Origin of the sequence: Alcaligenes sp. 1735tsa3 (assembly GCF_024134565.1) — a bacterium.
GTDB lineage: Bacteria > Pseudomonadota > Gammaproteobacteria > Burkholderiales > Burkholderiaceae_B > Alcaligenes > Alcaligenes phenolicus.
Genome location: NZ_CP099862.1, coordinates 174208 through 196605 on the forward strand (window position 1 = coordinate 174208; position 22398 = coordinate 196605).

General features: G+C 57.5%; 20 protein-coding genes. 5 read left to right on the forward strand and 15 right to left on the reverse strand.

Annotated elements, in window-relative coordinates:
• Positions 1-19: 19 nt before the first annotated feature.
• The gene (locus tag NIZ92_RS00755) at positions 20-574 is read right to left on the reverse strand and encodes a hypothetical protein (protein ID WP_009460264.1); all 555 of its coding nucleotides are present in this window, start codon (positions 572-574) and stop codon (positions 20-22) included.
• Positions 575-590: 16 nt separating this feature from the next.
• Here NIZ92_RS00755 and rpoN point away from each other — a divergent pair, with 16 nt between their 5' ends.
• Complete coding sequence (gene rpoN / locus NIZ92_RS00760; RefSeq protein ID WP_009460262.1) at positions 591-1976, forward strand: RNA polymerase factor sigma-54; 1386 nt, start codon at positions 591-593, stop codon at positions 1974-1976.
• Positions 1977-2160: 184 nt separating this feature from the next.
• Here rpoN and NIZ92_RS00765 read toward each other — a convergent pair whose 3' ends face one another.
• The 9 genes from NIZ92_RS00765 to NIZ92_RS00805 form a co-directional block, all read right to left on the reverse strand.
• Entirely contained in the window at positions 2161-4287 is a 2127-nt protein-coding gene (locus NIZ92_RS00765; RefSeq protein WP_060186555.1) for a TonB-dependent siderophore receptor, read from the reverse strand.
• Positions 4288-4803: 516 nt separating this feature from the next.
• Positions 4804-5442 carry a 3-isopropylmalate dehydratase small subunit gene (leuD, locus tag NIZ92_RS00770; RefSeq protein ID WP_254002537.1) on the reverse strand — a complete coding sequence of 213 codons (639 nt, stop codon included), beginning with the start codon at positions 5440-5442 and terminating at the stop codon, positions 4804-4806.
• On the reverse strand, positions 5439-6851 hold the full coding sequence (gene leuC / locus NIZ92_RS00775; RefSeq protein ID WP_254002538.1) for a 3-isopropylmalate dehydratase large subunit: 1413 nt from the start codon (positions 6849-6851) through the stop codon (positions 5439-5441). The genes leuD and leuC overlap by 4 nt, the downstream gene beginning before the upstream one ends.
• Positions 6848-7753, reverse strand: coding sequence for a hydroxymethylglutaryl-CoA lyase (locus tag NIZ92_RS00780; protein ID WP_254002539.1), 906 nt, complete (start codon positions 7751-7753; stop codon positions 6848-6850). The genes leuC and NIZ92_RS00780 overlap by 4 nt, the downstream gene beginning before the upstream one ends.
• Complete coding sequence (locus tag NIZ92_RS00785; protein ID WP_060186551.1) at positions 7750-8961, reverse strand: CaiB/BaiF CoA-transferase family protein; 1212 nt, start codon at positions 8959-8961, stop codon at positions 7750-7752. The genes NIZ92_RS00780 and NIZ92_RS00785 overlap by 4 nt, the downstream gene beginning before the upstream one ends.
• A gap of 128 nt (positions 8962-9089) precedes the next feature.
• Positions 9090-10388: a TRAP transporter large permease gene (locus NIZ92_RS00790; RefSeq protein ID WP_060186550.1), complete on the reverse strand. Its 1299-nt coding sequence runs from the start codon at positions 10386-10388 to the stop codon at positions 9090-9092.
• A gap of 1 nt (position 10389) precedes the next feature.
• Entirely contained in the window at positions 10390-10908 is a 519-nt protein-coding gene (locus NIZ92_RS00795) for a TRAP transporter small permease (protein ID WP_026483845.1), read from the reverse strand.
• Between the two features lie 58 nt (positions 10909-10966).
• Positions 10967-11968 (reverse strand): TRAP transporter substrate-binding protein, encoded by a 1002-nt coding sequence (locus NIZ92_RS00800; RefSeq protein WP_035268657.1) that lies wholly within the window; start codon positions 11966-11968, stop codon positions 10967-10969.
• 35 nt (positions 11969-12003) lie between these two features.
• Positions 12004-12624, reverse strand: a complete 621-nt coding sequence (locus NIZ92_RS00805) for an isochorismatase family protein (protein WP_026483844.1) — start codon at positions 12622-12624, stop codon at positions 12004-12006.
• A 173-nt stretch (positions 12625-12797) separates the two neighbouring features.
• On the opposite strand from NIZ92_RS00805, the gene NIZ92_RS00810 reads away from it, so the two are divergent.
• The 3 genes from NIZ92_RS00810 to bfr all read left to right on the forward strand — a co-directional run bounded on the left by NIZ92_RS00810 (position 12798) and on the right by bfr (position 14833).
• Positions 12798-13682 (forward strand): LysR family transcriptional regulator, encoded by an 885-nt coding sequence (locus NIZ92_RS00810; RefSeq protein WP_254002540.1) that lies wholly within the window; start codon positions 12798-12800, stop codon positions 13680-13682.
• A 113-nt stretch (positions 13683-13795) separates the two neighbouring features.
• Positions 13796-14083, forward strand: coding sequence for a (2Fe-2S)-binding protein (locus NIZ92_RS00815; RefSeq protein ID WP_254002541.1), 288 nt, complete (start codon positions 13796-13798; stop codon positions 14081-14083).
• A 270-nt stretch (positions 14084-14353) separates the two neighbouring features.
• Complete coding sequence (gene bfr, locus NIZ92_RS00820) at positions 14354-14833, forward strand: bacterioferritin (protein WP_035268652.1); 480 nt, start codon at positions 14354-14356, stop codon at positions 14831-14833.
• A gap of 139 nt (positions 14834-14972) precedes the next feature.
• On the opposite strand, the gene NIZ92_RS00825 is transcribed toward bfr, so the two are convergent.
• The 5 genes from NIZ92_RS00825 to NIZ92_RS00845 all read right to left on the reverse strand — a co-directional run bounded on the left by NIZ92_RS00825 (position 14973) and on the right by NIZ92_RS00845 (position 21350).
• Positions 14973-16391, reverse strand: coding sequence for a short-chain fatty acid transporter (locus NIZ92_RS00825; RefSeq protein WP_035268650.1), 1419 nt, complete (start codon positions 16389-16391; stop codon positions 14973-14975).
• 364 nt (positions 16392-16755) lie between these two features.
• Complete coding sequence (locus tag NIZ92_RS00830; RefSeq protein ID WP_254002542.1) at positions 16756-17379, reverse strand: hypothetical protein; 624 nt, start codon at positions 17377-17379, stop codon at positions 16756-16758.
• 108 nt (positions 17380-17487) lie between these two features.
• The gene (locus NIZ92_RS00835; RefSeq protein ID WP_035268647.1) at positions 17488-19101 is read right to left on the reverse strand and encodes a peptide chain release factor 3; all 1614 of its coding nucleotides are present in this window, start codon (positions 19099-19101) and stop codon (positions 17488-17490) included.
• A 97-nt stretch (positions 19102-19198) separates the two neighbouring features.
• Entirely contained in the window at positions 19199-19822 is a 624-nt protein-coding gene (locus NIZ92_RS00840; RefSeq protein WP_009460249.1) for a LysE family transporter, read from the reverse strand.
• Positions 19823-19886: 64 nt separating this feature from the next.
• Positions 19887-21350, reverse strand: a complete 1464-nt coding sequence (locus NIZ92_RS00845; RefSeq protein ID WP_254002543.1) for a DEAD/DEAH box helicase — start codon at positions 21348-21350, stop codon at positions 19887-19889.
• A 426-nt stretch (positions 21351-21776) separates the two neighbouring features.
• Between NIZ92_RS00845 and NIZ92_RS00850 the strand changes: the two genes are divergently transcribed.
• On the forward strand, positions 21777-22397 hold the full coding sequence (locus NIZ92_RS00850) for a LemA family protein (protein ID WP_009460247.1): 621 nt from the start codon (positions 21777-21779) through the stop codon (positions 22395-22397).
• Position 22398 lies beyond the last annotated feature (1 nt).

Here is a 22398-nt window from a genome sequence, read left to right on the forward strand (position 1 = left end):
AAAAACAGGAAGGCAAGCTTTAGGCTTGTGGCTCGTGACGTTCGTAGTCGGCTTGCAGCAGGCGGCTTTGCTGCTCGGCCAGTTCGATTTTGCTAAAACGTCCGGAGCGCAACTCGCTATGGGCTCGTTGTAAATCGCCCACAGTCAACGGGCTGCGCTGGTCGGGCCAGCACCACAAAATCACTTCACGGGCCGGACGGCTGAGTGATCGGGCCAGTTGAGCCACCGTGGACTCGTCGATAATGCGTTGCTGGTTGCGTCGCATGACCCCTTGTACGAAGCCATACAAAAGATAGGCAATAATGAGGGTTATGACGCCCACTACCGTCCACCAGAAAAACGGGTTGTATTGCTTGATCAGCGCCAGGTTTTGAATGCTCAAGGCCTGCAGGCCGGAGTAATCCAGGCCACGCCCAAAGCTGATAAGACGGTTGAGCAGGTCCCACCAGATAATGGCGACCACGATAGTGACTACGGTGCAGATAATAGTGGCCGTGGCGCACAGCTTGAACAGTGTGCTGCGCAGAGCCTGACTATCGTTGGCGGTGGGTGTCTGGGCGTTGTCAGTTTTCATGGAAACGATTGTACCTATGCTTACGCGTCAGTCACTAGATTTACGCCAGCAGCAAACGCTGGTTTTGACGCCGCAATTGCAACAGTCTATTAAAGTGTTGCAGCTATCGGGGGCCGAGCTGGAGCAGGAGTTGGCTCAAGCTTTGCTGGATAACCCCTTGCTGGAACGTCTGGACGTGCAGACGGATGTCGCCGCCGAGCCATTGCCCGAAGCCGCTTCGGGCGAGGCGGAATCCTCGTGGGCGAGCCTTGAGTTTCCCAAACATCAGGGGGATTCGGACGACCCTGACTGGACTCCCGAATCGGCCATTGCCCAGGACCTGGCGGCTTATTTAAGCGAGCAGCTGGGACTGTTGCGTTTGAGCGACCGTGACCGCGCTTTGGCCCAGTTATTGATCGATGAGCTGGACGATAACGGCTACCTGCCCGTCTCGCTGGAAGAGGTGCTGGACTGCCTGCCCGACGAGCTGGATATTGATGAAAGTGATTTGCGCTGTGCGCTGGCCCAGGTGCAGTCCCTGGACCCGGCCGGTGTCGGTGCGCGGGATCTGGCCGAGTGCCTGGACTTGCAACTGATGCAACAGGCTCAGCAATTGGAACCTGCCTTGCTCGACTGCGCCCGCTATCTGGTGCGCGAGCATGTCGGCATTTTGGCCTCTCCTAGTCAGTTGCGTCAGCGCTGTGCCGGCCGCTATTCGGCCGAGCTGGTCGAGCGCGCCCATCATCTGGTCTTGAAGCTGGACCCCAAGCCGGGGCGGGCCTGGACGCAGGACGTCTCGGCTTATGTGGTACCCGATGTGCTGTTGATTCGCGGCAAGGACAATTGGCAGGCGGCCTTGAATCCCCTGGCTGTGCCGCGCCTGCAATTGGTGAATCTGCACGATTACGAAATTGAAGCGCACCCTGCTTTGCTGGCAGAGCGCCAAAAAGCGACCGGCTTGCTGCGCAGCGTTAACAGCCGTTTCGTGACGATTTTGCGGGTGGCCCAAGCGATTGTGCAGATGCAGCAGGACTTCTTCACGCAAGGTGTGTCGGCTCTCAAACCCATGCAATTGGCCGATCTGGCAGCCGAGCTGGATTTGCACGAGTCCACGATTTCTCGTGCAACGCGGCAAAAGTACATGCAAACACCGCATGGGGTGATGGAGCTTAAACAGTTCTTTACCGTGGCCTTGGCCAGTGCTGATGGCAAGGCTGATCTGTCGGCGGCTTCGGTACGGGCACAGATCGCACAGATGATTCGTGACGAGTCGCCAGCCAAGCCTTTGTCGGACCAGCAGATTACCGACCTCTTGCAGGCTCAGGGCCTGACTTTGGCGCGCCGTACGGTGGCGAAGTACCGGGAAGCGGAAGGTTTGGCACCGGCTTCACAACGCAAGATGCGGGCGGCGGCTGGCGTTTAGGGACGACACGCCATAGCAGCTCAAAGATGCTTGGTGGGCCCAGAGGCTCACCGTTTTAGCTGACAAGACCTGTCAAAACAAAAAAAACAGGGCCTGCATACACGCATGAACAGGCCCTGCAAAAGCGGAGTTAGACCCTGCCAGCCAGACGGAGAACTGGATGGCAGGGGGATCGCTGGTCTACTTAGAATTTCATGGTGGCTGAAGCCAGGAAGGTACGTGGCGAACCTTGGCCATTGCTCAAGGGCACGACCCAGTAGGCCTTATTACCCACGTTTTCCAGGCTGGCGCGCAAGGTCACTTCCTTGCCGGCAAAGCGCGTTTTGTAGCGCATGCCCAGGTCATAGGTGGTCACGCCTGGCATGTAGTAGCTGTTGCTGGCGTCGGCATATTGCTTGGACTGGCTGTGCAGGTTGGCATTCAAGGTCAGGCCCTGAACAAAAGGCGTATCCCATTCAATTCCGGCCTTGGCGACCCAGCGGGACAGGCCCACGGCCATACGCCCTTCGTTGCTCGGGTTGCTGGCCTTGCGAATCTTGGGGTCCAGGTAGGCAATACCACCGGTCAAACGCCAGTTTTCGGCAATTTGACCAAAGACCTGCACTTCGACCCCTCGGTTGCGCTGACGGCCGTCGTAGCTCAGGTTGGGCTTGCCGTTGAAACGTTCAGCGCTCTCGTAGCTATTGGGTTGGGTGATGTCGAACAGGGCCGCTGTCAGAGCGTAATCCCCGCTGTCGTACTTCATCCCGATTTCGTATTGACGTGTTTTCTGGGGCGCGAAGATCTGGCCTTCGTTGGCGTAGTCGTCACCGACGATCATTCCTTGTGTCAGACCCTCGGCATAGTTGGCGTACAGCATCCAGTCGTCACGCAATTGCCAGACACCGGCAATGGTGGGCGTCAGTGCATTCTTGCTGTAGTTGTCGCTCTTGCCGCTTTTGTCTTTGGTGCTGACCCACTGCTGGCGCAGGCCCAGCGTCAGCTGATATTTGCCATCCGCAAAAGACAGGGTATCGGCTAACGCTGCACTGTACAGATAGCTGACGTTAGGCGCACTTAGCCCATTCATGGGGACATAGGGACGAGCCGGGTAGTCTGGGTCGTAGATATTGATGGTCTCGGACCAGCCTTTGATGGAGGTGTTGTCGCTGCGCGAGCTTTTGCGGTTCCAGTCCACTCCGGCGCTGATGGTGTGGTGCACGGAGCCGGTGTCGAAGTTGTAGAACAGACCACTATTGGCGGCCAGGTTGTAGCCGGTATTGTTGCGGCGGGTCGCAGCCAGTTTCAGGTCCCCTTGCTCATTCAGTAAGGTGCTGCCCTTGGTGTTGTAGTTGCTCATCTCGGACTTGCTGTAACCCGCAGAACCGTAGACGGCCAACTTGTCGTTGGCAGCCCAGTCTGCACGTACCAGTGCGGTGGTTTCACGCGTCAGGCCAGCCGCCCACGGTACGCCCAACAAGACATTGCCTTTGGGTGGCGAGGGCAATGGGTTCTTGTCCAGCCCCTTGGCCAGACGCACGCCCCGGTTCAGACCGGAAATGTATTCTTCCAGGTGGTACAGGTCGGCAGACAGTTTGACTGTGCCCAGGCGATAGTCGGCCCCCAGAGAAATCAGCTTGTCGCGATTGGTGCGGTGGTCCACCACGCCCTCGCCGTCCTTGAATACGCCGTTCAAGCGCAGGCCCAATTCATTGGATTCCCCGAAACGGCGGCCCAGATCCAGATGCGTCCCGAATTGGGAAGGCTGGATGTAGGACAGGGTGACGTTGCTAATGGGATCATCCGTGGCGCGCTTGGACACCAGATTGATTGAGCCACCCACATCATTGCTGGCATTCATGCCGTTCAGCACGGCAGAGGGGCCTTTGAGAATTTCTAAACGCTCTGCGATGGCCATCACGCGGCGGCCACTGGTCAAACCTTGCAAACCATTTAGAGACACGTCACCGGCACGGAAACCCCGTATATACATGGTGTCTTTGCCGCCCGTTCCACCTGCACCGGGAGTCTGCACGGAAGGGTCGTTCTTGCTGATCAGAATGCGCAGTTCCTGACCTTGCAGATCTTCGATGTAGTCGCTGGTGTAGTTGATGGTGCTAAATGGGGTGTTCATGACATCCCGGTTGCCCAGCAAACCCAGGTTGCCGCCGGTAGCGACATGATTGCCTTCATAAGCGGGCGGCAAGTCAATGTATTCGCTGGCTTTGACTTCAATGGTGGACAAAGATGTAACTGGGGGAGCATCGGAAGATTGAGCCCAACTGCTGCCCGCGCTGAGCAGGCTCAGGCCAATAAGATGAGAAATGCGCATGGATCTGTAAGTTAAATATAAATAAAAATGATTCTCATTAATGTTTCATTTGTAGCATTTGCTTGTAGGTGCTTCAAGCAGTTAGGCGCCTTTGTGATATAAAAACGACCCTAAAAAACTTATGGGTATAAGTAGGCGGAGTAGTCGATTTCGCTCCGAAACTGCGCCGGAATCAGGGTTTCAGAGGGATTTTTGAGCAAAATAGAGGCCTCGTCTGACACGAGGGTGGGAGTGCGTCCCATGGAACAGTTTTGGCAAGAACAGGTGATCTTTGCTTGGCGAGGGGAAGGCAAAGGAGCGGTGATGGCTCCTGGCTAATAAGGGAGCGGCTCAAGAAATTCTTCTATTTGTGACTTGAACAGGCTTGAGCTGTGTTTCGATACTTGTCGACTGCGACTGCGACTGCGACTGCGACTGCGACTGCGACTGCGACTGCGACTGCGACTGCGACTGCCAGGGCGGGAGGCAGGCAGCGGCAAAAGTCCCCTTCCGCCGCTGCCCCTCTATCTATCATGCTTAGCTAAATAACCAGGGTTCCTGTTCCCGGCGCCGTTGTTCGTAAGCCTGGATCTGATTCATTTTTTGCTCTGTCACGCTGATATCGTCCAGCGCCAGCAGCAGGCGGTGGCGGCGTTCAGACTCCACCTGGAAACGGATGTGCTGGTTGGGACCGATCAACATGCAGGCCTCCAGATCTACCGTCCATTCATCCCACGGATTTTGTGTAGCTGTGGTGAATAAACCATCAATTTGCTCCGTAGCCAGCTGGATGGGCAATATGCCGTTTTTAAAGCAGTTATTGCGGAAGATGTCGGCAAATGAAGGGGCGATCAGCACCGCAATGCCTAAGTCCTTCAGCGCCCAGACCGCGTGTTCACGGCTGGACCCGCAGCCAAAATTCTCGCGTCCCAGCAGAATGCGGGCGCCTTGTGCATGCGGCTGATGCAGGCAGAAACTGTTGATTGGCTTACGCTCGGCCAGTGGCTTGCCGGGGTAGCCAATATCCGCGTACCGCCAGTTGTCGAAGGCATATTGTCCAAAGCCAGTGCGCGACAAGGATGTCATGTACTGCTTGGGTAAGATAGCGTCGGTGTCTACATTGGCGCGGTCCAGCGCAATCACGCGCGAGCGCACGGAAGTAAAAGGTGTGTTCATGCGGCGTCCCAGTTACGGATATCAACAAGATGGCCCGCAATTGCAGCGGCAGCAGCCATGGCGGGGCTCATCAGGTGTGTACGTCCCAAGGCGCCCTGCCGGCCCTCGAAATTACGGTTGGAGGTGGAGGCGCAGCGCTCGCCCGGGTTCAGGCGGTCTTCGTTCATGCCCAGGCACATGGAGCAGCCCGGCTCGCGCCATTCAAAACCGGCTTGCGTAAAAATCTGGTCCAAGCCTTCCTGCTCGGCCTGACGACGTACCAGTCCCGAGCCGGGTACAACCAAAGCTTGCAGCACTGTGCTGGCCACGCGTTTGCCTTTGATCATGGCAGCGGCGCTGCGCAGGTCTTCAATACGGGCATTGGTACAGGAACCGATGAAAACCCGGTCTATGGTGATGCCTGCCAGCGGCTGCCCGGCCTGCAAAGCCATATAGTCCAAGGCGCGTTGGGCATCAGCTTGTTTGCCCGTGGCAGCGGCTAATGGATCAGGTACAAGCTGGTCGATGGCCGCCGCCATGTCGGGCGATGTGCCCCAAGTGACTGTGGGGGCAACCTGCGTGGCGTCGATCAGCAAGTGCTGATCGTATTGGCAGCCTTCATCGCTGATCAGCGTGCGCCAGTACTGCTCTGCCTTGTCCCATGCCTCTCCTTTTGGTGCCAAGGGGCGGCCGCGCACATAGTCCAGGGTCTTGTCGTCCACAGCGACCAGACCAATACGGGCCCCCGCTTCGATCGCCATATTGCACAAGGTCATGCGCCCTTCCATGGACAAGGCACGGATGGCGGGGCCGGTAAATTCGATGGCACAGTCCCGTCCTCCATCCGCACCCAGGCGGGCAATGATGTGCAGGACCAGATCCTTGGCGGTGCTGGTGGCAGGCAATTCACCTTGCACATCGACCTGCAGGCTGCGCATGCGTTTTGCGGCCAGGCATTGCGTGGCCAGAACATGCTCCACTTCGGAGGTGCCAATGCCAAAGGCCAAGGCCGCAAACGCACCATGCGTGCTGGTATGGGAATCTCCTGCCACGATGCTGGAGCCGGGCAAGGTCATGCCCTGCTCGGGTCCGATCACGTGGATGATGCCCTGGCGCTCGTCATCCAGGCCAAAGTAGCGCAGGCCAAACTCCCGGCTATTGATCTCCATCTGGTCGATCTGTGCCTGCGCCAACGGATCTTCCAGACGCTGATTGCGGCGGCGCGTGGGCACGTTGTGGTCCACCGTGGTCAGCGCAGTTTCCGGGCGACGCACTTGGCGTCCGGCCAAGCGCAAGCTCTCGAAGGCTTGTGGACTGGTGACTTCGTACAACAACTGGCGGTCTATGTAGATCAGATCATGCTCATCGTCTACCGTCGCAACGCGATGTGCATCCCAGAGCTTTTGAAAAAGGGTGCGGGCCGTGCTCATGGTTGGCACACCTTCAAGGCGTAGGCTGGCCCGGCTTTGTGCAGGCGACTTTGTATAGGCTCGTGCGTCAGAGCCGCGATTTCTTCAGCCAAAGGCTGGAGCGCTTCCAGATTCAAGCCTGTTTCCACACCGCTGATCTGGAACATATGCGCCAGATCTTCCAGGCTGGCATTGCCGCTGGCACCGGGGGCGTAAGGGCAACCGCCCAAACCGGCCAAGGCTGCGTCGAACCGACGCCCTCCTTCGCGATACGCGGCCCAGGCATTGGCCAGAGCCAGCCCGCGGGTGTCATGGAAATGGCCGGTGACGCCTTGTTCACCATACAAGCTCAAGGCAGCCTGAGTCAGGCGTTCTACATCCACGGGCGAACCCATGCCGGTGGTATCGCACAGGCTGACGGAGCTGGCTCCCATGCGCTGCACTTGCTGCATCAGTGCAATCACGTGCGTGGGGGCGACGGCGCCGGTAAAGGGACAGCCAAAAGCGGTGGACAGGGACACGTTGACTGGCGTTTTGCCCGCCGCTTCCAGCACTTGCTCCAGCTGGGTCAGTGATTGCGCAATATTCATGCGCAGATTGGCCTGGTTATGCGCTTCAGAGGCCGAAAATACAAAGTTCAGCTCGTCCATATTGGCAGCTAAAGCACGCTGTGCACCGCGCAGATTGGGAACCAGGGCGGTGTAGCAGACTTGGGGCTCGCGCGCGGTCAGGCGAGCCAGCTCGTCGGCATCCGCCAGGGATGGGATGGCTTTGGGCGAGGTAAAGGACGTCAGCTCTATCTTGCGCACGCCGCATCGGGGCAGTGCTTGCGCGATACGCAGCTTGTCCGGCGTAGGCACCCAGCGTGGCACAATTTGCAGGCCGTCACGCAAGGTGACATCAGTTAATAACACGGTACTCATTCCACGATTCCTTGTTCACGCAGAGCTTGGCGGCGCTCCGGGCTCATGCCCAGTTCTTGCAGGATGCTGTCTGTGTGTTCACCCAACTCCGGCCCTAACCATTGGGTGGCACCGGGGCTGCGGCTTAGCTTGGGGACGATGCCGGGTATGGTCAGTTCCTGGCCATCCTCCAAGGTGTGTTTCTCCAGCATGCCGCGGGCCTGGTAATGCGGGTCATCAAGAATGTCGGCGGCGGTATAGATGCTGCCGCTGGGGACTTCAGCCTGATCCAGCACGCTCAGTACCTCTTCCAGACTGCGGGCGCCTGTCCAGTCGCCAATAGTCTGGTCCAGCATGGCGCTGTGTTCCACGCGTCCGGCGTTGTCGGACAGGCGCGGATCGTTGGCCAGATCGGGCCGGCTCATAGCCTGCATCAGACGAATGAAAATGGCATCGCTATTAGCCGCAATCACCACCCATTTGCCGTCGCCGGTGGGATAGGTGTTGGAAGGGGCGATACCGGGCAAGCTGGCGCCAGTGCGTTCACGTTGATGACCGTTCAGTTGATAGTCCGGAATCAGGCTTTCCATGATGGCAAAGACAGATTCGTACAAGGCCACATCAATCATTTGGCCCTGCCCGCCTTCCTGGCGCAGATGGTGCATGGCCAGCAGCGCGCCTATGGTGCCGTACAGCGAGGCCAACGTATCGCCCAGGCTGACACCGGCTCGCACAGGGGGGCGATCCGGATAGCCGGTGCCATAACGCAGGCCACCCATACATTCTGCGATGGCGGCAAAGCCGGGGCGACGGTGGTAGGGGCCGTCCTGCCCATAACCGGAGACGCGCACCATGATCAGGCGTGGGTTCAGTGCGTGCAGCGTTTCCCAGCCCAGGCCCCAGCGTTCCAGCACGCCGGGGCGGAAGTTTTCAATGACGATATCGCTTTGCAGGGCCAGTTCACGAGCAATCTCCTGGCCTTCGGGCTGGCGCAGATCGAGCGCAATGGAACGCTTGTTGCGACTTTGCACGCGCCACCACAGGGAGGTGTCTTTGTGCAACTGCCGCCAGCGGCGCAGCGGGTCGCCCTTGCCGGGCGGTTCGATCTTGATGACATCGGCCCCGAATTGGGCCAGCAGGCTGCCGGCATAGGGGCCGGCAATCAAGGAACCCAGCTCCAGGACTTTGATGCCTTTGAGCGGGGGTTCGGTAAAGCTGTTCTTATCCATTTCTGTTTCCTCCAGTTATTGATTCTGGGATAGAAAAAGAAAGTAGAAAAGCAATCAAATATTATGCTGCCATCGTAAAAAACGTGGATGGAAAATTAAAAAAACCCGCATGAAGCGGGTTTTATTTTTTAAAGCGTTCTGGGTAACCAAAGAATGATTTCGGGGAAGATTGTCAAAATAACAATCGCCAAAATTTCCAGTGCCACAAAGGGCAGAGCCCCGCGTGTAATCTGCTGTAGCGATATTTGTGGGGCAATGCCCTTGATCACATAAAGGTTCAAACCCACCGGCGGCGTAATGACGGCCATTTCGCAGGCAATAATCATTACAATGCCAAACCATAATGGATCGTAGCCCAGCGCCACAATTACAGGCAGTAAAACAGGTGTGGTGATCAGGATAAGAGAAACAATATCCAGGAACATGCCCACGACAATCAGGAACAACAGCACAAACAGGAGAATGACCCAGGCAGGCTGAGACGATGCCGTAATCAGGGCCACCAGCTTTTGCGGAATCATCAAGCGGGTCATGATGTAGCCAAACAGCAGCGCTGCGGCCAGAATCAGCAAAATCATGCCACTGGTGACGGCGGTGGAGCGCAGGATCTGCAAAGCCGTGCGCCAGTTCATTTCCTTGTAGGCAATGGCAATGATGAATGCCCCTGCAGCACCAATACCGGCCGCCTCTGTCGGAGTAGCAATACCCAGATAGATCGTGCCCAGCACCAGCAGAATCAGCAAGGAAGCAGCCCAGATGTCTTTCAGGGCGGCCAGTTTCTGTGCCCAGGTAACGACTTCCGAATTGCGCGGTGCGGACTCTGGCTTGAATATCGCAACCAGAGCGACATAGATCACCATCATGACGGTGACCATCAAGGCGGGTAGCAAGGCACCAATGAACAGCTTGCCGATGGATTGATCCGCCATTTCGCCATACAGCACAAAGCCAATGCTGGGTGGAATCAGCAAAGCCAGGGCACCGGCCGCAGCAATCGTGCCGCCAGACAGGCTGGGCGAGTAACCACGCTTGAGCATTTCTGGAATGGCAAAGCGACCAATCGTGGCGGCACCCGCCACGCTGACCCCGCTCATGGCGCCGAAAACGGCCGAGCTGCCCACACTGGCTACAGCCAAACCACCGGGCAGGCGGTTCAGCCACAGATAGAACAGCTGATACAGTTTGCCGCCAATACTGGTGCGGGCAATGACCTCACCCATCAGAATGAACAGCGGAATGGCGATCAGGGAATAGCTGGCCATGCCTCGGTGCAAAGTGGCGGGAATGACGTCCAGGCCGCCCAGGCCGGATTTCATCAGAATGCCGGAAATACTGGCAACACCCAGTGCGGCAAAAATGGGGGTGCCGATAACCATCAGGATGGCAAAGCAGGCCATCATCAGGCTGAAAATGAGCATGGAATCCATGTCAGAACTCCTTGATGCTGTCGTTGGATTCCACACTGTTCGGAATGAACAGTTGGCGCAGGGTAGCCAGGCCCAGCAAGGTGCCGCCCAGCGGGATCATGCCGTAGGCAATCCACAGGGGGAAGCGCAGCATGGAGGCCGAGCGGTAGTTACGGGCAATCGCTGTTTCCACCACGGAAATACCGGCCCACAACAGCACCAGGCAGAAGAACAAGATGCACAGCTGCGAAATGCAGGTGGCCAGGCGCTGGCCGCGTGGCGAGAAGCGCATATGGAAGGCTTCCACGCTGACGTGGCGGTTTTCCAGGTGAACCCAGCCGATGGACAGCCAGGAGCAGACCAGCAGCAAATACACACATACTTCGGTGATATAGATGCTGGGGCTATTAAAGACGTAGCGTGCAATGACGCCATAGGTGCAGGCGATCATCAGAGCGGCCAGTGCAACTTCGGCCACCAGAATGGCGAGCCGATTGCTACCGCGCGCAAATGCGCCCAGAAAATGAATAAGTGGATTCATGGTGTCTCCACACGAGGGATGCACGCCGGTTTGTGGTCCGGCGCGCAGTCACGCGTGATCAGGGCTGGCGGGTTTTCTCGATCAGTTCCAGATAGGCGGGACCGTTCTCAACCTGCTTGCTCCATTCATCAATGGCGGCTTGGGTTTGCTGACGCATTTCGGCCAGTTGAGCGGGCTCAACACGGTTGATGGTCACACCGGCTTGCTCGTAGCGTTGCAGGGCCTGGCCTATAAAGGCGTTCACGCGCTCAAACTGTTCTTCGTCGCGCTGGTGGGCGGCCTTGCTGATGATCTCTTGCAGATCAGGGGGCAGGGATTCCCACTTTTTGCGGTTGATGGTCAGCACGGACACATCAATACCGAAGTTGGCGATGGACAGGTACTTGGCCACTTCATACAGGTTGCGGCCAATGCCGGTCAGCAAGGGACGTGGGGTGGCGTCGATCACGCCACGGTCAAAGGCCAGGTACAGCTCGGAAGATGGCATGCCGGTAGGTGAGCCCCCCAGCAGTTGCAGGGCGCGTGCGTCCATGGAGCTGGTCGATGCCCAGACTTTGCCCTTGATGTCCGCGGCCGAGTTGATCGGTGCCTTGCGGCTGTAAAACTCGTACGGGTCCCAAGGGGCCAGGCCCAGCACCACGGCATCGTGGGTGTCACGCAGTTCCTGCTCGGCACCCAGCTTGAACAGACCTTGATCCAGGGCACGCTTCAGGTGGGCCGTGCTGTCAAACAGGAATGGCAGGGTAAAGATGTTCAGCGCTGGCACGGTGCCGCTGGGGTACGTGCTGGTCATGTTGACGATATCCACGTCACCGCGTGACAAGGCTGGCAGCTCCTCGTAGCCATCGAACAGCTGACCGGAGTGGAACACGTTGATCTTGATGCGACCCTGGCTTTCTTTTTCCACGGTCTGAACGAAGTTCTCGATGGGTTTCCAGGCGTACTCGTAGGCCGGAGGCAAATAGGTTGAGAAAGTCAGTTCAACTTCTTGGGCTTGGGCGGGCGAGATGCCCAGCGCCAGGGTGCAGGCGGCCATCGCCGCTGTCAGGGCTTTTTTCATGAGAGTCTCCTGTGGTTTCTTTTTTTGTTGCGCGTTTAAAGCGTGTGTAGATGAGCGATCAAGTCTGCCGAGGGCAGGACTTCGGCGTATTTGCTGGCCATATCGATCAGATTGCTGCGATGTTGGGCTGCCGAGCGGTCAGCCACCGCATCTTCAGCCACGAACGGGGCAAATCCCGACTGCAAGCTGTCCACCACGCTGGCACGCACGCAACCGCTGGTGGTGGCACCGGCCACAATCAGCATGTCGCAGCCCTGATGGGCCAGCAAGGCGGGCAGCGGCGTGCCGTAAAAGGCGGAAGCCTGGGTCTTGTACAGGATGATGTCTTGTTCGGGGTCGTAGTCCAGCCGCGGGTCCAGCTCACAGGCAGGCGAACCACGCAGCAGGCAGCGCAAGGACGAGGCCTTGGTCAGCCACAGATTGGCGTCGGCCAGATGGGCTTCGTAGCCGATGATGGTGAAAATAACGCGACCCTTGCCACGCATGGCGCGAATCAGGGTGTTGGTTTGTTCGATCTGGCTGTCGCAGTTCGAGGCCAGTGGCGTCAAGCCAGGCTCGGTAAAGCCGCGTTGAAAATCGATAACGACCAAAGCCGGTTGTTGCCCCATGGGCAGGGTGCCGTCAAAGCCCCCTTTCAGATTGTCGCTGTCGCGCATCTTGTTTCTCCCCTCACTCTCTATTCCTGACTTAAATAATCAGGTTCCGTATTATGTGCGTAGTCTGTCATCGCTAATGACGTGAGTACAGCGTCAAATTGCGATGGTGCTATCGCAATTGATGATGGCAGAGTGCTTGTCGACCCGCCCTTCCTAGGATGGAATACTGGCTTATGAACATCGATCCCAAATCTTTACGGCTGTTTTTATTGGTGCTGGAACGCGGCACCATCTCGGGGGCGGCCGAGCAGTTTCATATTGCGCCTGCCGCGGTCAGCAAGCGCCTGAGCGATCTGGAGCAGCAACTGGGCGCGGCCCTGATCGAGCGCAGCAACAAGGGTGTGTGTCCAACGGCAGCGGGCAAATCATTGGCGGCCATGTCCCAGCGCCTATTGGACGATATGGATGCCATGGGCGCGTTGATGCGTGACTTTGCCGGCGGGGCTACCGGGCACGTGCGGATTGCGGCCAACCTGTCGTCCATCACGCAGTTTTTGCCGCAGGCTTTGAGCTCCTTTATGGCGAGGCATCCCAAAGTGCGGGTGTCGCTGGAGGAACGTATCAGTGCGGGAGTGGCCCAGGCGGTGGCCGATAACAATGCCGATCTGGGCGTGCTGATACGCGGTGTAGGCAGTGCGGAGGTGGAGTACTACGACTATCGCCAGGACGAGCTGGTGTTGCTGGTGCCTGCTACCCATCCTTTGGCAGGACGGGGAGAACTGGCCTTTGCCGACACGCTGGATTTTGACTACGTAGGTATGCATACCGGCAGTCACCCCAATCTGTTGCTGTTACGCGCCGCCAGCGAGCTGGAGCGCACTTGGCGTTGCCGCGTGCAGGTGACCAGTTACGATGCCCAGTGCCGCATGATTGAGGCGGGGCTTGGAATTGGCGTGTTGCCGCGTTCTGTGGCCGAATCCTATGTACAAAGCCTGGGCCTGGCCTTGTGCGTGATCAAGGAGCCCTGGACCTCACGCCGCGTGGCCTTGTGCGTGCGTAGCCGCTATAGCTTGTCGCCCGCCGCGCGCTTGTTGATGGACCATCTACTGCAGAATTGATGCGACTGTCGTTTTCAGACCAAGACCGCAAAGGCAGGCTGCAAGCCATTCCCAAGGCCATATCGAGGTAAGACAGTTCTTAATGAGAATGACTCTTGATATTTTTAGGTTTCTTGATAATAATGGTTCTCATGTTTATCTGCATATGTAACGCGATCACCGAGCGTCAAGTACAAGAAGCAGTACGTGGCGGCGCTTCCAGCCTGGCAGACCTGCAAGGTCAGCTTGGCGTGGCGTCTTGCTGTGGCTGCTGCGCGGAGACGGCTCAGGACTATTTGCCCGGCGGACGCTATGCCAATCAGACCATGATTGCCAGTCTTGAAACCGCCCGGGTGGATTACGCTGCCAACGACAGCCTGATTCCTGCCCCTGAGTTCGGCCGTCTTGTTTGCCGCGCCTAAGCGCGTGTTTTTGATCAGGATTTTCCATTCCCGCTATTGCTAGTGGGAATGATTGTTATTGGTCCTGTTACTAACCCAAAAGTGCAACGCTTTCTGGGTGTTTAGCTGTTTTTTAAGCCATGGCACATGCGTGCATGGTAGCCTGTCACATTCATCCCCCACTGTGTTTTTGCCTGCATCGCGCCTGCGTGCGATCTGTGGCGTGAGCAGCATTTGTGGGGGCTCGGCGGCTCCTTGGGGGGAGCGCCGTCAGATTTACAGGAGAACAGCATGTTTGGCGATAAAGTGGTAATTCAGCATCTGAACAAGCAGCTAAAGAACGAACTAACAGCAATCAATCAATACTTCTTGCACGCTCGCATGTTGAACCATTGGGGCTTTAACAAGCTGGGCAAACACGAGTATGACGAGTCCATCGGCGAGATGAAGCACGCCGATATGCTGATCGAACGTATCTTCATGCTGGACGGCCTGCCCAACCTGCAGGACATGCACAAGATCATGATCGGTGAGAACGTGCCTGAACTGCTGGGCTGTGACCTGAAGCTGGAACAGGCCGCCCGTCAGACCGTGGTAGAGGCTATCGAGTACTGTGAGTCCACCCGCGACTACGTGTCGCGTGATTTGTTCTTGAAGATTCTGGACGATACCGAAGAGCACATCGATTGGCTGGGTACACAGCTGGAGCTGATCGAAAAAGTGGGTCTGCAAAACTACCTGCAATCGCAGATGGGCGACCACGACGAGTAAGCGACACAGTTCTTGCTGGTGTGATGCCGACAAGACATAAGCGGCTTGCTCTGGAATGCAAAACACCCCATAGCCTGGATGAGCTCCAGTGCTATGGGGTGTTTTTTTATGGCTATCGTACGGCTTCGGTATCAGGATGCTAGGGCTGGATCGGCGGGAAGTACGCCAAGGTCTGCCCCAGGCCCCATAAGAGCAGCAGCACTACGGGAATATGGACCAGTAGTTGCACGAAGGTAAAACCAATCAGATCTCGCGCCTTCAAGCCCAGCACACCCAGCAAGGGCAGCATGTAGAAGGGGTTGATCAGGTTGGGCAGTGCTTCGGCCGCGTTATAGATCTGTACGGCCCAGCCCAGGTGATATTGCAGGTCATTGGCTACCTGCATCACATAAGGGGCTTCAATAATCCACTTGCCACCGCCCGAAGGAATGAAGAAACCCAGGACGGCCGAGTACACGCCCATCAGCAGCGCGTAGGTATCGTGCGAGGCAATCCGAACGAAGAATTCGGAGATGTGGTGGGCAATGGTTTCCCCGCCCGAGCCTTGTACCGTCGTCATGATGGCAGCAATCGAGCCATATAGCGGGAATTGAATCAGCACCCCGGTGGTGGTGGGCACGGCGCGAGACACAGCTTCCAGGAAGCTGCGAGGACGCCAATGCAGCAAGGCGCCTGCCATCAGGAACAACAGGTTATAGGTGTTCAGGCCTGAGATCGCCAGAATCGCAGGCTTGGTAGCGAATTCTTGCCACAACCAGCCACCGGCCAGCGCGACCAGTACAAGGATCAGGAAGGGGCTGTGCTCCAGCCATTCGCCAGGACGTTGTGGCTTGGGTGTCTCAGGCAGGACAACCGTAGGATCAATACCGCAGGCCGCCGCATCTTTTGCACTGGCGTCGCTGGGTGCGGTGGCATAGGCCACGATCAGGGAGACGACAACCAGGACCAGCAGCATGATGCCCGACTGCCATAGGAAAATGGTTTCCGTAAAGGGGATGACGCCTGTAATGGCCAGGATGGAGGGTGGCAGACTGGCAGGGTTGGCTTGCAGCTGCGCAGCCGACGACGACAGACCCAATGCCCAGACGGCGCCCAGTCCCAGATAGGCGGCTGCGCCAGCTGCGCGGTAGTCCATCTTCAGGTCGGTACGGCGGGCCAAAGCCTTGACCAGCAAGCCGCCAAATACCAGGCTCAAGCCCCAGTTCAGCAAGGAGGCTGCCATGGAGATCAGGGCGACCCAAGCCACGGCGGAACGTCCGTTGCGCGGCACGGCAGCACAAATATCAATCAGGCGGGAAGCCGGTTTGGAACTGGCCACCACATATCCGCCAATCACCACAAAGGCCATTTGCATGGTAAAGGGGATCAGACTCCAGAAACCGTCGCCAAATGCTTTGGCGGTTGCGGTCACAGGTGCGCCGATAGCCAGGGCGGCCACGGCCACAATCAGTACGGCCAGGGTCGCAAATACCCACGAATCCGGGAACCAGCGTTCAGCCCAACTTGCACAGCGCATTGCAAAACGTGCTGAGCGGCTTTCTTGTAATGCTCCAGACATAAAGTGCCCTCCACTTATTGATATGAAAACAAACAGCCGCACCTCTTCTCGGACGTGCTGATCTGGTCAGAGGTATCGGCTGTAAAGACTTCTGGGTACAAAGCTTGAGGTCGCTAAAACAAGCGGCCTGACCATCTGTTCCCAAGTGATCCCATGCCGTTGTTGAGCAGGACAGTGCGTGTCCGTTCCCCGGTCTCCGTCTGGAATTATTGATTTGCTTGCTACTGGCGGTTATTACGCACAGAAAAAGACAGGAAGGCGACCCAACCTGACGACATACCTTTTTTATATACGCGGACGCGGTGAGGCGATCCCACCGGGCATGGGCTTGACAATGACTGGGTCAAGCCTGAGCCCGGGAATATCAGAAGGATTTGCTAGGACAGCCTGCAACTTTGCCCCACGCATTATTGGGACCGCAGTACTTGTTGCGAGCATCCCAGGAACAACTTGGGCGATCGAAAAAGCCTTTTTGGCTACAGGCATTCAACTCTTGCTGCAGTTGTGCCTGCCAGGCACCGTTATTGTTGCCGGCCACTTGAATATCCTGTGGTGGCGGTGGTGGGGGCGTGCCTACATCTACCGGCTGGATAGGCTCGGGGCCGCCCAGGTTCACACGAGCAATCCCTTGCAACTCCCGGTTCTGCTCGGTCATGGCAATTTGAATGGCCTGCTCCAGCGAAATGGACGTGGTGGCCAAGGCAATAGGTGGCTTTTCTTCCGTCAGCGTGGACGTGTCGATTTCCCAAGCGATCGGTGTGGGTGCTTGTGGCACTCCCAGGCGACCATTGGGTAAAGGCTGCGGCGGTTGCGCGGTAAAGGGTTTGCCATCGGCATCGAGCGTAGGCAAGTCTGACGGGTCGGGGGTGCTGACCGCCATGGACTTTTCAGGGCCGTGCGCGATTAGCCAGTTCCCCAGTTCCAGGCCGCCCCACACTGAAGCACCTGCGGCCAGCAGCAAGACAGCAATGATAAAACGCCAGGGCATAAGCGATGTCTCGGTTGAATCAGGGGCAATCCGGTCGGCCGGATGCGCGTAATTAAAAGAAAAGAGCCGTCATTGTAGCGAAATGTCGGCCCTGCTCTTGTGACAGAATTAGACGGCATCCCCGAAAACGTGTCCACCATGTTCACGTAATGCGTGGAATTCAATGCCTGGATTCAGCTCCTGAGCCACGCGCAACTGCGCAGGCGAGGTTGCTAAAAAGGCAATGGCCTCGACCACGTCATAGGCAATATTGCCCGCGTTGGTCTCGATAAACTTCTTCATGTCCTTGGGGTCTTTGGCTGTTACCCAGCGAGCCATATTGAAGCGGCTGGACGACAGGCGCGCTTCCACACCGTACTCCGTTTTCAGGCGGTGGGCCACCACTTCAAACTGCAGTTGGCCAACCGCGCCCAGCAGCATCATGCCGCCTGCCATATGGGGACGGAACACCTGAATGGCGCCCTCTTCACCCAGCTGGGTCAGGCCGGTACGCAATTGCTTGGTGCGCAATGGGTCTTTGACCTCAATGGACTGGAACAGTTCGGGGGCGAAGAAAGGCAGCCCGGTAAATTGCAGGTTTTCGCCTTCGGTCAGCACATCACCCAATTGCAGGATGCCGTGGTTGGGCACACCGATAATGTCGCCAGCAAAGGCATCGTCCAGAAGTTCACGGCGTTGCGACAGGAAGGACACCACGTTATTGGGGCGGATTTCCTTGCCGGTACGCGACACTTTCAGTTTCATCCCGCGCTTGAAATGGCCGGAGCTGACGCGCACAAAGGCCACACGGTCGCGGTGGGCGGGGTCCATATTGGCTTGCACCTTGAACACCACACCACTGAACTTGGGCTCATCGGGCTGTACTTCGCGCTGCAAGGCGGCGCGTGGGCCAGGAGCAGGCGCCAGGTCAACCAGTGCGTCCAGCACTTCCTGCACACCGAAGTTATTGATGGCCGAACCAAAGAACACAGGGGTTTGCTTGCCTTGCAAGAACAGGTCCAGGTCGAATTCGGGCGCTGCAGCATTGAGCAGCTCGATTTCTTCCTGAGCCTTTGCAAAGGGCTCGCCAAAGCGTTCGGCAATCACGGGATTGTCCAGGCCGGGGATGATTTCATCCTCGCCATGACGTTCCTGACCAGGCTTGAACACACGCATATGGTTGGCGCGCAGATTGAACACACCGCCAAAGCGACGTGCCATCCCGATAGGCCAGGAAAACGGCACTACTTCCATGCCCAGGTGCGATTCGATTTCCGACAGCACATCCAGCGGCTCTTGAACTTCGCGGTCCAGCTTGTTCACGAAAGTGATGATGGGCGTATTGCGGGCCCGGCACACTTGCAAGAGGCGAATGGTTTGCGGTTCCACACCGTTGGCCGCGTCAATCACCATCAAGGCGGCGTCCACGGCGGTCAGCACACGGTAGGTGTCTTCGGAGAAGTCCTGGTGACCGGGGGTGTCCAGCAAGTTGATCACGCAGTCGCGGTATTCCATCTGCATGACCGAGGAGGCCACCGAAATACCACGTTGCTTTTCAATTTCCATCCAGTCCGAGGAGGCGTGACGGCTGGCTTTACGGGCCTTGACGCTACCTGCAATCTGAATCGCACCCGCGAACAACAGCAGTTTTTCTGTCAGTGTGGTCTTACCCGCGTCAGGGTGAGAAATAATGGCAAAGGTGCGGCGTTTCTTGACTTCAGAGCGTATGTCACCGGACGACATTGAAAATCCTTGTGGCAGCGCCGGTCTGGCGCGTGGAAAACAGTGAGCGAATTATCCGTAAAGCAGGGCTTGGGGGCAAGCTGATGCGTGCACAAGGCTAACGCGACACGCTGGCCAATACCGTCCCTGCCAGAATAAATAGCGAACCGAACACGCGGTTCAGCAGCCGTACATGGCTGGCCTGACGCAGCAAATGCAACATGCGAGCGGCCAGCGACGTGTAGCAACCCATGGCCACCAGATCCGTAAAGCACAGGGTCATGGCGATCAGCAGGTATTGCAGCGGCATGGGCCGATTCAAGTCCAGAAACTGGGGCATGATGGCCAGCAAAAATACCAGACCCTTGGGGTTGGTGATATTGATCAGGCAACCCCGTATCAACAAATCGCGAATACGAAAGTCGCTGGGTTCCTGACCTGTGACCTGCACCGGCATGGCGTCGGTGCGCAATTGCTTCCAGCCCAGATAAATCAGGTAGGCGGCACCCAACCATTTAAGCGTGGTGAACGCCAGTTCCGAGCGCGCCAGGACTTGGCCCAATCCCAGGCTGATGATGAATATCTGGATCATGATCCCGATATTCAGGCCTATCGCCATCCAGTAGCCACGCTTGAAGCCGTATTTCAGGCCGGAGGACATGGAGGAAATCGCACCTGGGCCAGGTGAAAACGAAATAACCCAGGAAGCCGCGAAAAAGGCGAGCCAGGTGCTCAGTGCCATGGTGTGCTCGGTTCAAAGGCGGGCGCTGTGCCCGCCTTTGGCAGGCACAGCCCCTTTGCAGGGTTTAGGCTTTGGCTTGTGCGGAACTGCGGTTGCTGCGGTTCGGGCCGCGGCTGTCCTGACGGCCACCGGGGCGACCTTGGCCGGCACGGGCTGCGCCACCGCCTGCACCGCCAGGAGCGGCGCTGCGACGTGGGCGGTTGTCGTTGCCAGGACGGCGTGGGCGGCTCTCGCCATTACCACCACGGCCTTCAGCGGAGCGACCTTGGCCACCACTGTTGGAGCGACGGGCACCAGGAGCACGAGCGCCAGGAGCGCTGTTGAAGCGGCGCTCCGCGTAGGTGTCTTCCTTGGCTTCTTCAGCCAGAGCAGCGCGCGAAGGAGGCGTCCAGCCTTCCACCACGATGCGCTCGATAGGATTGCGGGTCATGCGCTCGATCTGCTTGAGCAAACGCATTTCGCTGCGATCTACCAGCGACAGGGCCACGCCTTCGCTACCGGCACGGCCAGTACGGCCAATGCGGTGAACGTAGTCTTCAGGAACGTTAGGCAGTTCGAAGTTGACCACGTAAGGCAGTTGATCAATGTCCAGACCACGTGCGGCGATGTCGGTGGCAACCAGTACCACAACCTTGCCGTTCTTGAAGCCGGCCAGCGCACGGGTACGAGCCGCCTGGCTCTTGTTGCCGTGCAGGGCTTCAGCGGCCATACCGTCCTTGGACAGTTTTTCGGCCAAACGGTTGGCGCCGTGCTTGGTGCGGCAGAACACCAGAACCTGGTTCCAGCCGCTTTCGCGAATGATGTGGCTCAGCAGGTCACGCTTGTGTGCCTGGTCAGCCAGAATCACTTGCTGGGTAATCAGTTCGTTGGTGGTGTTGCGGGCAGCAACGGCCACTTCGTCAGGGTTGTTCAGCGAACCACGGGCCAGTTCACGGATTTCGTCCGAGAAAGTCGCCGAGAACAGCAGAGTCTGACGATCAACCGGCATCAGGCTGATGATCTTGCGAATGTCGCGGATAAAGCCCATGTCCAGCATACGGTCGGCTTCGTCCAGCACCAGGATTTCCACGCCGGTCAGGTCCACGGTGCGTTGACGCACGTGGTCCAGCAAACGGCCAGGAGTGGCTACCAGAATGTCCAGGGGCTTGCGCAGCGCATGGAACTGGGGGTTGATGTTCACGCCACCAAACATGACCATCGAGCGCAGACGGGTGTGCTGGCTGTACAAACGTACCGATTCTTCAACCTGGGCGGCCAGTTCACGGGTAGGGGCCAGGATCAGCGCACGCGGGCGGCCTGGTTTACGGTTTTGCTGAGGGTTGTTCAGCAGACGGTGCAAGATAGGCAGGGTAAAGCCTGCGGTCTTGCCGGTGCCGGTTTGAGCGGCAGCCAACAGGTCGCCACCTTCAATGACCTTGGGGATGGCCTGGGCTTGAATAGGGGTGGGGTGGGTATAGCCTGCGTCGGTTACAGCACGCAACAGAGGTTCTGCCAGCTCAAGAGAGGCAAAAGTGATTTGAGAGTCCAAGAATTTTCCAGTGACTAGCCCAAAAGCCCTCTTTGGGGCCCTACCAATCCAGGCTAAGGTGTTTTGTTATGGCGACAATGCCACGGCAGGGGCAAGAACGCCGCCTGCTGCAAGAGGCGCAGTGATTGGTGCGCTGCGCAATCTGCCATTATAGCGTGAAATTAGTAAAAATCCTCATTGACCATCTTGTATCATTTTGAGCGGTAGCGTTAAAACAACCTGCTTCAAACGTAAACGGTCAGGCGGATTGCCCTGCCGGATTTGACAGAAATTGTTAAGCGCCGCCATAGACGTACTTGTTATGCTGCGGTACGCGGTTTACGCTTGGCGTGCACGGACCGCCGGGCTCTGTTTGGCACGTGCCCGAGCAAATGGGTCGTAACCCGTTTTTGTTGTTTATCTGCTTATTTTTGCAGGAAAAAAATCATGACATCATGGATACGATGGGTCTTTATCAGCAGCGTGGCGGTTTTGCTGTCGGGTTGTGGGTATAACGAGATCCAGCGCCTGGACGAGCAGGTCAAGGCCGCTTGGTCGCAAACCTTGAATCAATACGAGCGCCGCGCCGAACTGGTGCCCAAGCTGGTCAGCTCGGTCAATGCCTATATGGTGAACGAGCGCGCGGTGCTGACGCAGGTTACCGAGGCGCGCGCCAAGGTTGGCACCATTCAGATGAAAGTGGATGATCTGGACAACCCCGAAGTGATGGCACGCTTTCAGGAAGCCCAGAATCAGTTGTCTTCGGCGCTATCGCGTCTGATCGCCGTGTCGGAAAACTACCCGCAACTGAAAAGCGATGGCCTGTTCCGCGACTTGATGACGCAGCTGGAAGGCACGGAAAACCGTATTGCCACCGAACGTGGCCGCTATGTACAGACGGTGCAGGAATACAACCTGTTCATCCGTCAGTTCCCTACCCTGATTACCGCCAAGCTGTTTGGCTACAAGGTAAAGGAAAACTACGGTGTGGATCGTCAAAGCGAAATCACGCGTGACCCCGAGGTCAAGTTTGATATTCCTGCGACCCCCGCTCCTGCTGGGTATTGAT